We start from the raw sequence: 12,329 nt of genomic DNA, 5'->3' as shown, positions 1-12,329 counted from the left end.
CCTCGCGACCCCGGGTCGTGTGTCACGGCGTCATGGTGAACCGCCGTCGCTCGTACCGCCGTCGCTCGTACCGCCGTTGCTCGCACCGGTGGTGCCCGTACCGGAGTCGCCAGTACCGGTGTCGCTCGCACCGGTGGTGCCCGTACCGGTGTTGCCCGTCGTGGGCACCGTCCGCCACGGTGCGAAGGCACTCGCGTCGCGGGGCAGGAGAGGTGACAGCTCAGGGCAGTGGCGCTGGAGCACCGTGTTCATGCCGCCCTTCTCGACCCAGTCGATGCCGAGCGGTGTGTAGACCTCCGGCCGGTAGTCGACCGTCAGGAACCGGTCGCTCTGCAGCCGTCGGCTGGCCATCAGGACGAAGATCCGGAAGGCGGTGTCGCTGAAGCCGAAGCCCTCCGGCGGGTTCTCCGCGAACAGCCCGACCACGGTGTCGATCTCGTCGACGTCCCGGTAGACGTCCTTGAGCCGGGCCAGCGTCCCGGGGTTCTCGGTCAGCTCCTCGAAGGAACGGATCCGCCCCCGGTGCAGCCCCGCCCTGAAGTCGTTGTAGCGCGGCACCCCACGCCTGCGCGTGCGGACCAGGTCGACGACCGACAGGTCGATGATCTCCCCGTCACGCTCGAAGCGCTGGAGCGAGCGCGGGAAGTTGTGCAGGGTGATCGCGCCGGGGTGGGCGATGCCGAACGAGTACAGCGCGTTCGCGAGTCCCGTCTTGCGGATCCGCGCCTCGGCCGCCCCGCCCTGGATGTCGAGGAAGCCCACCGTCTCCAGCAGCCGCCCGAACTGGTGCTCCCGCAGCTCGAAGTCGTCCGGGATCAGCGGATGCATGCGGTAGACGGTGGTGAAGTCCTCCGTCAGCGAGTACGGCGCCGTGTGGTGGTCCGGCAGCGTCTTCGGAATGCCGGTCAGCGAGTGCGCCTCGAACAGCCACAGGCCCAGCTGGTTGAGCCAGTTCTTCGGCGGGCCCGACCAGTTGGTGCGCAGCGCGACGTCGATCGCCTCGGTGGCCAGGATCGCCGGCGTCCACTCCACGGTGTGGATCTTCGCGATCAGCGCGGACACCACGAGCCGGGCCGTCTGGTAGACCTTCTCCTCGCTCATCGACGGATACTCCGCCCGCAGCGCGTCGCAGACCGCGTTGTGCTCCCGCGCGAACAGGGTGTGCATGGCGCTGAGCCCCATCCACCAGCTCTCGTTGAAGCCGGTGAGCGGGATGCCGTTCGCCCCGCCCGGCAGATGGCCGTCCTCCAGGCGGAGTCGCGCGCCCCCGTCCGGCTCCCGCAGGGACCGCGCGGTCCGCTCGTTCTCCCCGTACACCTCGGAGCCGTCCCACCAGTGCGAGGCGGAGTTGGCGAACAGGATCGGCGGGCGGCCGGGCACCTCCACGCCCTCGTTCTCGGCGAACCGCATCACCCGCTCGGTCGGCCCGCCCGGCACGTTCTGCCAGGTCCCGTCGAAGCCTGGCGGCAGCGGCACCTCCACACTGCGGTCACCGGTCTTGTACCGCCGGTGGTTCACCCAGTCGTGCACCTGGAACTGGATCCACGCCGCCGCCAGCACGTTGAGCGAGGTCGCCGGCACGAAGCTCTCCCGGTGCAGCAACTGCCTGCTGACCGTCACCGGGTTCGGTGTGTCGAAGGTGTCCGGCCGGTAGTCCGGCCGCAGGTTCCGCCCGAAGGCGGCACCCACCGCGCCCATCGTCGGCTCCGACAGATCGTTGTACGTCCCGTCGTACGACCGCTCCGTGCGCAGCCGTTCCGGGACCGGCTCCGGCACGGGCTGGGCCTTCGGCGGGGCCTCGCGGACCTCGGCGTCGATCAGGTTCAGCCGGCGCAGCACCTTCCTCAGGAACACCAGGTTCAGCAGACTCAGGGACAACGGCAGCCGGTGCCACGGCACGACCCGGTTCAACAGGCCGAGGGCGGGGCCCACGAGACGGCCGAGCAGCCTGTTGCGCAAGGGTTCCGCGGTGACGAAGCGCTCTCCGAGACGGTGAGCGCCACTCGCCCGGTACGCCGCCTTCCGGGCGCGGTTGATATGGCCCAATGGCCGGAAATCATCGGTCGTGTACCAGGGGTTGAAGGTCAGGTCCTCGATCCGCCGCGCCGCCGCCCGCGCCTCGGCCCCGTCCAACTCCTGTGCGGGGATGGTGAGCCGGGCGATCGGCACCGCCGGCGCCACCGCGTCCTTCCACTCCACCGCCGCGTCCTCGACCGGTGTGCGCCGCTCGTCCACGTACCGCTGCACGCACAGATCGAACGCCACGTCCGCCTGCCGGAGCCGCCGCGCCAGCTCGCGGTGCAGAAAGTCCGGGTCCCGGCGGTCGGGCGCTGCCGCCGCCGGTGTACCGGGCGCGGGCCGCAACAGGTACCGCACCGGCCCGGCCTCGCCCCACAGGATGGCCCCACGGCTCCAATAGGTCTCGGTGGCAAGGGAGTCGACCTGCCGTCGGGTGGCCGCCGTCACATTGCGCCGCATCCGTGCGGCCGTCCTCAGCCCCACCGCCAACGGCAGCTTCACGAACAGCGCCCACGCCTTCCGCAGCGGACCGCGGGCCCCCGCCATGGCCTTGGCGAACGCCACGAACTCCCGGGCGTCGCTCGCGTGCGACACCGGGAAGCTGGTCGCCAGCAGGTCATGGCTCACGCCCTCCGCCACCCGCACCCGCACCGCCGCGCCCCGCAGGTCCGGCGACCCGTCCCCCTGCCGTATCCCGCTCGCGTTGGACAGCCGGACCACCGCCGGATAGTCGGCGCCCGGCTGCGCGAAACCGGTCCGCAACGCCGCCGGCAGATCGTCGTGGAACCGCAGCCGCGCGTTCTCCACCCCCAAGGGCGCCTTCGCGTGGAAGGCCCGGGCGATCCCGCCGCCCCCGGCCCGCCGGTTTCGGACCTGGACCTCCATCAGCTCCCGGGCCAACCGCTCGAACACGAGCCGCTCGGCCTCGGGGCTGCCCCCGTCGTAGCGCTCGTACCGCTGATCGTGCTGCCCGGTCTCGGCCATCGGCGTCTCGGCCATCGGCGTCTCCTTCGTGCGGACGCGTACGGATGCGTACGGAGGCGAATGGATGCGTACGGAGGCGTATGGATGCGTGGGAAGACGTAGGCAATGCGAGCGCAGTGCATACGGGACAGGGGCCGCACGCTACCGGCGGCGGGGTTCCGGCCACAGCGACAGTTCACGCCATGTACACATCTGACAATAATGCGGGTGAACGCCGCATTCCGCCCGGCGAGGGCGGTGCACCGGGCCTACGGGGGGCCCGGGAGCAGCGGGTAGCGTGATCCCCATGACGAAGGACGGTGGGGCGCCGGGCTCACCGGACGGCGGCGACGTGCTGCCCGGCGGCACGGTGAACGCGGGCGCGGTCGTCCGGCGGGGCTCCCTCGTGGACCGCCCGGCGCCGCACACCGCGCCCGCCCTCCACGCGTACCTGCACGCCCTGCGCCGACGCGGATTCACGGGGGCGCCGTTGCCCGTCGGCCGCACACCGGACGGCCGCGAGCAGCTGACCTTCGTCCCGGGCGACGTGGCACTGCCGCCGTTCCCGGCCTGGGCGCTGACGGAGACGGCCCTGACATCGGTGGGGCGTCTGCTCCGCGACCTGCACGCGACGAGCGCGGACATCCCGGTCGACACCGGCGTCGGGTGGCCCCGGGAGCTGTCCGACCCCGAGGGCGGGCCGATCCTCTGCCACAACGACGTCTGTCCCGACAACGTCGTCTTCCGTGACGGCCGTGCCGCCGCCCTGATCGACTTCGACCTGGCCGCACCGGGCAGACCCGTCTGGGACGTGGCCATGGCGGCCCGCTACTGGGTCCCCCTGCTCGACCCCGAATCGGCGGCCGCCCTCTACCCGGACGGCCCCCTGGACGCGCCCCGGCGCCTACGCCTCCTCGCCGACGGCTACGGCCTCTCCGCGCCCGACCGCGCCGTGCTGCCCGACGTCGTCGAACAGGCCACGGAGGCCTGCCGGGCCTTCGTGGCCGCACGCGTGGCCGAGGGCGACCCCGTCTACCGTCGGGTCCTCGCGGAGCGCGGCGGCTGGGCCCGCTGGGACCGCATCCGGACCTGGCTGAGGACCCACAAGCAGGCCTTCAGTACCGCCCTGCTGTCCTGAGGGGCCCGCGCCCCCGACGAGGCGCGGGGGAAACCGCGCGACCGGCCACGACGCTCCTCGCACACCCACTCACCGAAGCCGGACCGGTTACTGCTTCGCCTCGACCGCGTGCCCGCCGAACTGGTTGCGCAGCGCGGCGATCATCTTCATCTGGGGCGAGTCGTCCTGACGCGAGGCGAACCGGGTGAACAGCGACGCGGTGATCGCCGGCAGCGGCACCGCGTGGTCGATGGCGGCCTCGACGGTCCACCGGCCCTCACCGGAGTCCTCGGCGTACCCGCGCAGCTTCTGCAGGTGTTCGTCCTCGTCGAGCGCGTTGACGGCGAGGTCCAGCAGCCACGAGCGGATCACGGTCCCCTCCTGCCAGGAGCGGAAGACCTCACGCACGCTCGTCACCGAGTCGACCTTCTCCAGCAGCTCCCAACCCTCGGCGTACGCCTGCATCATGGCGTACTCGATGCCGTTGTGGACCATCTTGGAGAAGTGGCCGGCGCCGACCTTGCCGGCGTGGACGTAGCCGTACGGCCCCTCCGGCTTGAGGGCCTCGAAGATCGGCTGGAGCCGCTCCACGTGCTCCGCGTCGCCGCCGACCATGAGGGCGTAGCCGTTCTGGAGCCCCCACACGCCGCCGGAGACACCCGCGTCGACGAACCCGATGCCCTTGGCGCCCAGTTCGGCGGCGTGCTTCTCGTCGTCCGTCCAACGGGAGTTGCCGCCGTCGACGACGGTGTCGCCCGGCGACAGCAGCTCCGCCAGCTCGTCGACGACGGACTGGGTGGCGGCGCCGGCCGGGACCATCACCCACACCGTGCGCGGACCGTCGAGGCGCTCGACCAGTTCGGCGAGGCTGCCCACGTCGGAGACCTCGGGGTTGCGGTCGTAGCCGACGACGGTGTGGCCGGCGCGGCGGATCCGCTCGCGCATGTTGCCGCCCATCTTGCCGAGGCCGATGAGACCCAGCTGCATCGTTGCCATGTCAGTTCACCTGTTCCATGAGGGAGTCGAGCGGAGGCGTGTCAGTCGTCGTCGGCGGCGGTCTGCCCGTCGCCCCCTCCGCCGCGCAGGGCGACGGCGTACATCTCGTCGGCGTCGAGGCGGCGCAGCTCCTCGGCGATCAGCTCGGAGGTGGCGCGCACCTTCAGGGCGAGGGTGCGGGACGGCTGGCCGGGCAGGGTGAGCGTGGCGAGCGGGCCCTCGGGGCGGTCGATGACGACCTCGCCCTTCGCGGTGCCGAGCCGCACACCGGTGACCACCGGTCCGGCGGTCAGGACGCGCTCGACGGACACGCCCAGACGGGCCTCCAGCCAGCGGGCCAGCAGCTCGGCGCTGGGGTTGTCCGCCTCGCTCTCCACGGCGGCCGAGGTGATGGTCTCCTTGGCCTGGTCGAGGGCGGCCGCCAGCATGGAGCGCCACGGCGTGAGCCGCGTCCAGGCGAGATCGGTGTCGCCGGGGGTGTACGACGAGACCCGCTGCTCGAGCGCGGCGAGGGGGGTCTCCACGGCGTACATGTCGGTGATCCGGCGCTGGGCGAGTGCGCCCAGCGGGTCCTTCGCCGGGTTCCGCGGCGCGTCCACCGGCCACCACACCACCACCGGCGCGTCCGGCAGCAGCAGCGGCAGGACCACGGAGTCGGCGTGGTCGGACACCTCGCCGTAGGTCCGCAGCACGACCGTCTCGCCGGTGCCCGCGTCGGCGCCGACCCGTACCTCGGCGTCCAGGTGCGACTTGGTGCGGTCCTTCGGGGTGCGGGCGTGCCGCTTGATGACGACCAGGGTGCGCGAGGGGTGCTCGTGCGAAGCCTCCTCGGCGGCCTTGATCGAGTCGTACGCGTTCTCCTCGTCCGTCACGATCACCATCGTGAGGACCATGCCCACGGCGGGCGTGCCGATGGCCCGGCGGCCCTGCACCAGGGCCTTGTTGATCTTGCTTGCCGTGGTGTCAGTCAGGTCGATCTTCATGGCCTGCGCCAGCTCCGTCCGTCTTGTGCGAGCATCTCGTCCGCTTCCGCGGGCCCCCAACCGCCCGAGGCGTACTGCGCGGGCCTGCCGTGCTTGGCCCAGTACTCCTCGATCGGGTCGAGGATCTTCCAGGACTCCTCCACCTCCTGGTGGCGGGGGAAGAGGTTGGCGTCGCCGAGCAGCACATCAAGGATCAGCCGTTCGTACGCCTCCGGGCTGGACTCCGTGAACGACTCGCCGTACGCGAAGTCCATCGTGACGTCCCGGATCTCCATCGAGGTACCCGGCACCTTCGAACCGAAGCGCACGGTCATCCCCTCGTCCGGCTGGACGCGGATGACGATCGCGTTCTGCCCGAGCTCCTCGGTGGCCGTGGAGTCGAACGGGGAGTGCGGGGCGCGCTGGAAGACGACCGCGATCTCGGTGACCCGGCGGCCGAGCCGCTTGCCGGTGCGCAGATAGAAGGGGACCCCGGCCCAACGGCGGTTGTCGATGCCCAGCTTGACCGCCGCGTAGGTGTCCGTGGTGGAGGACGGGTCGATGCCCTCCTCCTCCAGATAGCCGACCACCTGCTCACCGCCCTGCCAGCCGCCCGCGTACTGGCCGCGGACGGTGTGCCGGCCCAGGTCCTCGGGCAGCCGTACGGCCTTGAGCGCCTTCAGCTTCTCGGTCAGCAGCGACTCGGCGTCGAAGGCCGCCGGTTCCTCCATGGCGGTCAGGGCCAGCAACTGCAGCAGATGGTTCTGGATGACGTCACGGGCCGAGCCGATGCCGTCGTAGTACCCGGCGCGACCGCCGATGCCGATGTCCTCGGCCATGGTGATCTGTACGTGGTCGACGTAACTCCGGTTCCAGATGGGCTCGTACATCTGGTTGGCGAAGCGGAGCGCCAGGATGTTCTGGACGGTCTCCTTGCCGAGGTAGTGGTCGATGCGGAAGACCTGCTCGGGGTCGAACACCTCGTGCAGCACCGCGTTCAGCTCGCGGGCGCTGGCCAGGTCGTGGCCGAACGGCTTCTCGATGACCGCGCGCCGCCAGGAGCCCTCGGGCGGACTGGCCAGGCCGTGCTTCTTGAGCTGCTTGACGACCTTCGGGAACATGCTCGGCGGCACGGAGAGATAGAAGGCGAAGTTGCCGCCCGTGCCCCGGGAGCCGTCCAGCTCCTCCACGGCCTCGCGGAGCCGCTTGAACGCCTCGTCGTCACCGAAGTCGCCCGGGATGAAGCGCATTCCCTCGGCGAGTTGCTGCCAGACCTCCTCGCGGAACTCGGTGCGGGCGTGTTCACGCACCGCGTCGTGCACGATCTGCGCGAAGTCCTCGTCCTCCCAGTCCCGGCGGGCGAACCCCACCAGCGAGAAGCCCGGCGGCAGCAGACCCCGGTTGGCCAGGTCGTACACGGCCGGCATCAGCTTCTTGCGGGACAGGTCACCGGTCACCCCGAAGATGACGAGCCCGGACGGGCCCGCGATCTTCGGGAGCCGACGATCGCCCGCGTCCCGGAGCGGGTTGAGCCACTCGGCGGTCATTGCCCATCAACTCCCTTGCTGTTCAAGGACTTGCCTGTTCGAGGACTTGCTCACCGCGGTGTTCGGGCGGCCGTCGGTGGTCGCCACGGGCGCTTCGGTGGTCACAGTGATCATCTTCCTTCAGGGGCGCGCGTCAGCCGCGCACGGCGTCGGGCCGAGTCGTGCCGGCGAGTGCGGCCCTCGCCGCGGAGACGACGTTCTCGGCGGTGAAGCCGTACTCGGCGAACAGGGTCTTCGCGTCGGCGGAGGCGCCGAAGTGTTCGAGGGAGACGATGCGGCCGTGGTCACCGACGTACCGGTACCAGGTCAGACCGATCCCCGCCTCGACCGCCACGCGGGCCCGCACGGACGGCGGCAGCACGCTCTCGCGGTATTCGCGCGGCTGTTCCTCGAACCACTCCACCGACGGCATCGACACCACCCGGGTGCCGACCCCCTCGGCCTCCAGCCGCTCCCGCGCGGCGACGGCCAGCTGCACCTCGGAGCCGGTGGCTATCAGGATCACCTCCGGCGTCGCGGTCGAAGCCTCCACCCGTACGTAACCGCCCTTCGCCGCACCGGAGTCGGGGGCGTAGGTCGGCACGCCCTGGCGGGTGAGGGCCAGTCCGTGCGGGGCCGGGTTCGTGGTGTGCCGCTTCATGATCTCGGCCCAGGCGATCGCCGTCTCGTTGGCGTCGGCCGGGCGGACCACGTTCAGGCCGGGGATCGCGCGCAGCGAGGCGAGGTGCTCGACCGGCTGGTGGGTGGGGCCGTCCTCGCCCAGACCGATGGAGTCGTGCGTCCACACGTACGTCACCGGGAGCTGCATCAGGGCCGACAGCCGCACGGCGTTGCGCATGTAGTCGGAGAACACCAGGAACGTGCCGCCGTAGATACGGGTGTTGCCGTGCAGCGCGATGCCGTTCATCTCCGCGGCCATGGAGTGCTCACGGATGCCGAAGTGGATCGTGCGGCCGTAGGGGTCGGCCTCCGGGAGCGGGTTGCCCGCCGGGAGGAAGGAGGACGTCTTGTCGATGGTGGTGTTGTTCGACCCGGCGAGGTCGGCGGAGCCGCCCCACAGCTCGGGGATCACCGCGCCCAGCGCCTGGAGCACCTTGCCGGACGCGGCCCGGGTCGCCACGGACGTGCCCTCCTCGAAGGCGGGCAGCGCCCGCTCCCAGCCCTCGGGCAACCGGCCCGCGACCACCCGGTCGAAGAGCCGGGCCCGTTCGGGGGAGGCGGCACGCCACTCGGCGATCCGCTTGTCCCAGGCGGCGTGTGCCTCCGCGCCCCGGTCGAGGGCGCGGCGGGTGTGGGCGAGCACGTCCTCGGCGACGTCGAAACTCTTGGCCGCGTCGAAGCCGAGGACCCGCTTGGTGGCCGCGACCTCGTCCGCGCCGAGCGCCGAGCCGTGCGAGGCCTCGGTGTTCTGGGCGCCCGGGGCCGGCCAGGCGATGATCGTGCGCATCGCGATGATCGAGGGCCGTCCGGTCTCGTCCTGCGCGGCCCGCAGCGCGTCGTACAGGGCGTGCACGTCGACGTTGCCGTTGAACGCCGGCTCGATCCGCTGGACGTGCCAGCCGTACGCCTCGTACCGCTTCAGCACGTCCTCGGAGAACGCCGTGGCCGTGTCGCCCTCGATGGAGATGTGGTTGTCGTCGTACAGGAGGACCAGGTTGCCCAGCTTCTGATGGCCCGCCAGCGAGGAGGCCTCGGCGGAGATGCCCTCCTCCAGGTCGCCGTCGGAGGCGATCGTCCAGACGGTGTGGTCGAACGGGGAGGTCCCCTCGGGAGCGTCCGGGTCGAACAGACCGCGCTCGTAGCGGGCGGCCATCGCCATGCCCACGGCGTTGGCGACCCCCTGACCCAGCGGACCCGTGGTGGTCTCGACCCCGGCGGTGTGTCCGTACTCCGGATGACCCGGCGTCTTCGAGCCGTGCGTCCGGAACGCCTTGAGGTCGTCCAGTTCCAGCTCGTACCCGGCCAGGTACAGCTGGGTGTAGAGGGTCAGTGAGGTGTGGCCGGGGGAGAGGACGAAGCGGTCACGGCCGGTCCACTCGGGGTCGGCGGGATCGTGACGCATCACCTTCTGAAAGAGCGTGTACGCGGCGGGCGCGAGGCTCATCGCCGTACCAGGGTGCCCGTTGCCGACCTTCTGCACGGCGTCGGCGGCCAGCAGGCGGGCGGTGTCGACGGCGCGCCGGTCGAGTTCTGTCCAGTTCATCTTCAAGAAGTCCTCGATGAGACGGCGGAATTGCTCTGGCGTCTTCAAAAGTAAAAGTCTGACTTTTGTTGGGCGAGGTGGCGGTGTGCCAGCCTTCGGTGAAACTGGGACACCGACGACGCGACGGCGAGGACATGACGGACAGAGACTTCCCCGACGGTGACCGGATCAAGACCTTCCCGTTCCCCGTCGACCGCGGCCTCTCCGGCGTCGGCATGCGGATCGGCCCGATGGACGGCCGACGCCCCTGGCACACGGACATACCCCTGGAAGGGGTCCACCGCATCGACTTCCACGTGGTGATGCTGTTCGACGGCGGCCCGGTGCGCCACATGGTCGACTTCACCGAGTACGAGGTGGGCGCGGGCGAACTGCTGTGGATACGGCCGGGGCAGGTGCATCGCTTCTCACCCGCCACCGAGTACCGCGGGACCGTCCTCACCATGCAACCGGGCTTCCTGCCCCGCGCCACCGTCGAGTCGACCGGCCTCTACCGCTACGACCTGCCGCCGCTGCTCCGCCCGGACGCGGCCCAACTCGCGGGCCTACGCGCCTCGTCGGCCCAGCTCGAACGCGAGTACGTCGACACCGCCACCCTGCCGCCCGGCCTCCACACCGCCGTCCTGCGGCACTCCCTGACGGCCTTCCTCCTGCGCCTCGCCCATCTCGCCACCGGTTCGACGGAGGAGGGGCACAGGCTCGACGACACCACCTTCACCCGCTTCCGGGACGCCGTCGAAAGGGACTTCGCCGCCAATCACAGTGTCAGCGCCTACGCCGACGCCCTCGGCTACTCGCGCCGCACCCTCGTCCGCGCGGTCCGCGCGGCGACCGGCGAGACCCCGAAGGGCTTCATCGACAAGCGGGTCGTCCTTGAGGCGAAGCGGCTGCTGGCCCACACGGACCTCCCGATCGGCCGCGTGGGCGTCGCCGTCGGCTTCCCCGACGCGGCGAACTTCTCCAAGTTCTTCCAACTGCACGCCGGGACCACACCGGTGGCGTTCCGGGCGGAGATGCGGTGAGACGCACGGCGACGGGCGGACCCCACCGTCGTGGAGTCCGCCCGTCGCCCAAGTCGTCCGTCAGCGGCCGAAGTTGAACCAGTTCACGTTCACGAAGTCCTGCGCCTGACCGCTGGTGAAGGTCAGATAGACGTCATGGGTGCCGGTCACCTGGGCCATGTTCGCGGGCACCGTCCGCCAGGACTGCCACCCCCCGGTGTTGGCGATCGAGAAACTGCCGACCGGCGCGTTCGAGCGGCTGTCGAGCCTGACCTCGACCAGGCCGCTCACCCCCGAGTTGGCGCCGGAGGCCACGCGCGCGACGAACTGCGTCGCGGCCGTGGAGCCGAAGTTCACGTTCTGGAAGAGTGCCCAGTCGCCGTTGGCCAGGGAGCCGATGTTCTGGCCGCCGCCGGTGTCGGTCGTGGTCTCGGTGAGGGTGCCGCTCTGGCTGTTGTACGACTCGGCCTGGATGGCGCTGTACGCGTCACGGGTGCCCGTCGGCGGCGGAGTGGTCGTGCCCCCGCCGGCCGACAGCACCTGCACGTAGTCGACGACCATCGGGACACCGGAGCGGGTGTCGCCGTCGAGGCCGCCGCCGAACGCGTCGGGGAAGGCGCCGCCCATGGCCACGTTCAGGATGATGAAGAACCCGTGGTTGGTGGCGTTGTTCCAGGTGGTCGCGTCGACCTGGTTCGCGTTGACCGAGTGGAACTGGGTGCCGTCGACGAGGAACCGGATCGTCTCCGGGGTCACCGAGCGGTCCCACTCCATGGTGTACGTGTGGAACCCGGACTGGCAGGTCGTGTTGGGGCACGCGGTGGAGTTGCCGATGCCGGTCGTCTCGTTGCACGGGCCGCCGGGGTTGGTGCCGCAGTGGATGGTGGCCCAGACCTGGTTGCGGCCCTGCACGTTCTCCATGATGTCCAGCTCGCCGACGCTCGGCCAGTTCTGGTAGTTGCCCCGGTAGGGCGCGCCCAGCATCCAGAACGCCGGCCAGTAGCCCTCGGCGGCCGTCCCGGTGACGTTCGGCATCTGGAGCCGGGACTCGACCCGCAGCTTGCCGCCCGCCGGGGGCTGGAAGTCGGTGCGGTTGGTCTCGATCCGGCCCGAGGTCCAGCGTCCCGCCGCGTCACGGATCGGGGTGATGCGGAGATTGCCGTTGCCGTCGAGAGCGACGTTGGCGGTGCTGTTCGTCATCGTCTCGACCTCGCCCGTCCCCCAGTTGGCGGGGCCGCCGGGGTACGAAGTGCCGGTCGCGTACTGCCAGTTGGAGGTGTTGACGCCGGTGCCGGCGGTGCCGTTGAAGTCGTCGACGAAGACCTGCGTCCAGCCCGCGGGCGGGGTGGGGGCGGCGCCCTGCGCGGTCGTCGCCCAGGCCGTGGCCAGCGCCAGCGCGGCGGCCACGGCGAGGAACGCGCGCCGGAGCGGGCGGCGACGTCCCGAGGGTGTGCCGGTGACGGTTGTGCCGGGGGTTTCACTCATGGCGGCCTCTTCGGGTGTACGGAGTGAATACGCGGG

At 71.0% G+C, this 12,329-nt stretch carries 8 protein-coding genes; 2 read left to right on the top strand and 6 right to left on the bottom strand.

The window, feature by feature from the left end; translation table 11 throughout:
* Window positions 1-30: 30 nt before the first annotated feature.
* Window positions 31-3,003, bottom strand: a complete 2,973-nt coding sequence (locus K1J60_RS06775) for a peroxidase family protein (protein WP_220651317.1) — start codon at window positions 3,001-3,003, stop codon at window positions 31-33.
* 286 nt (window positions 3,004-3,289) lie between these two features.
* On the opposite strand from K1J60_RS06775, the gene K1J60_RS06770 reads away from it, so the two are divergent.
* Complete coding sequence (locus K1J60_RS06770; RefSeq protein ID WP_220645373.1) at window positions 3,290-4,120, top strand: phosphotransferase enzyme family protein; 831 nt, start codon at window positions 3,290-3,292, stop codon at window positions 4,118-4,120.
* An 87-nt stretch (window positions 4,121-4,207) separates the two neighbouring features.
* Here the strand turns inward: K1J60_RS06770 and gnd are convergent, their stop codons facing one another.
* The 4 genes from gnd to tkt form a co-directional block, all read right to left on the bottom strand.
* Window positions 4,208-5,086, bottom strand: a complete 879-nt coding sequence (gene gnd, locus K1J60_RS06765; protein WP_220651316.1) for a phosphogluconate dehydrogenase (NAD(+)-dependent, decarboxylating) — start codon at window positions 5,084-5,086, stop codon at window positions 4,208-4,210.
* A 50-nt stretch (window positions 5,087-5,136) separates the two neighbouring features.
* A complete protein-coding gene (gene opcA, locus K1J60_RS06760; RefSeq protein WP_220645372.1) occupies window positions 5,137-6,078 on the bottom strand; it encodes a glucose-6-phosphate dehydrogenase assembly protein OpcA in 942 nt (313 codons plus the stop codon).
* The gene (zwf, locus tag K1J60_RS06755) at window positions 6,075-7,604 is read right to left on the bottom strand and encodes a glucose-6-phosphate dehydrogenase (protein WP_220645371.1); all 1,530 of its coding nucleotides are present in this window, start codon (window positions 7,602-7,604) and stop codon (window positions 6,075-6,077) included. Before zwf ends, opcA begins: the two co-directional genes overlap by 4 nt.
* 133 nt (window positions 7,605-7,737) lie before the next feature.
* Window positions 7,738-9,807, bottom strand: a complete 2,070-nt coding sequence (gene tkt / locus K1J60_RS06750; protein WP_220645370.1) for a transketolase — start codon at window positions 9,805-9,807, stop codon at window positions 7,738-7,740.
* A 134-nt stretch (window positions 9,808-9,941) separates the two neighbouring features.
* Here tkt and K1J60_RS06745 point away from each other — a divergent pair, with 134 nt between their 5' ends.
* On the top strand, window positions 9,942-10,829 hold the full coding sequence (locus tag K1J60_RS06745; RefSeq protein WP_220645369.1) for a helix-turn-helix domain-containing protein: 888 nt from the start codon (window positions 9,942-9,944) through the stop codon (window positions 10,827-10,829).
* A gap of 60 nt (window positions 10,830-10,889) precedes the next feature.
* Here the strand turns inward: K1J60_RS06745 and K1J60_RS06740 are convergent, their stop codons facing one another.
* Window positions 10,890-12,293, bottom strand: a complete 1,404-nt coding sequence (locus tag K1J60_RS06740) for a glycoside hydrolase family 16 protein (RefSeq protein ID WP_220645368.1) — start codon at window positions 12,291-12,293, stop codon at window positions 10,890-10,892.
* Window positions 12,294-12,329: the final 36 nt, after the last annotated feature.

The sequence above is a fragment of the Streptomyces akebiae genome, from assembly GCF_019599145.1.
Taxonomy (GTDB): domain Bacteria; phylum Actinomycetota; class Actinomycetes; order Streptomycetales; family Streptomycetaceae; genus Streptomyces; species Streptomyces akebiae.
Note: the sequence above shows the minus strand (reverse complement) of the source record. Positions and strands in the feature narration are given on the sequence as shown.

Excerpts from the sequence above, each read along its gene's own strand:
- K1J60_RS06775 (WP_220651317.1), bottom strand. The coding sequence starts at position 3,003 with ATGGCCGAGACCGGGCAGCACGATCAGCGGTACGAGCGCTACGACGGG.
- K1J60_RS06740 (WP_220645368.1), bottom strand. The coding sequence starts at position 12,293 with ATGAGTGAAACCCCCGGCACAACCGTCACCGGCACACCCTCGGGACGT.
- opcA (WP_220645372.1), bottom strand. The coding sequence starts at position 6,078 with ATGAAGATCGACCTGACTGACACCACGGCAAGCAAGATCAACAAGGCC.
- tkt (WP_220645370.1), bottom strand. The coding sequence starts at position 9,807 with ATGAACTGGACAGAACTCGACCGGCGCGCCGTCGACACCGCCCGCCTG.
- zwf (WP_220645371.1), bottom strand. The coding sequence starts at position 7,604 with ATGACCGCCGAGTGGCTCAACCCGCTCCGGGACGCGGGCGATCGTCGG.
- K1J60_RS06770 (WP_220645373.1), top strand. The coding sequence starts at position 3,290 with ATGACGAAGGACGGTGGGGCGCCGGGCTCACCGGACGGCGGCGACGTG.
- gnd (WP_220651316.1), bottom strand. The coding sequence starts at position 5,086 with ATGCAGCTGGGTCTCATCGGCCTCGGCAAGATGGGCGGCAACATGCGC.
- K1J60_RS06745 (WP_220645369.1), top strand. The coding sequence starts at position 9,942 with ATGACGGACAGAGACTTCCCCGACGGTGACCGGATCAAGACCTTCCCG.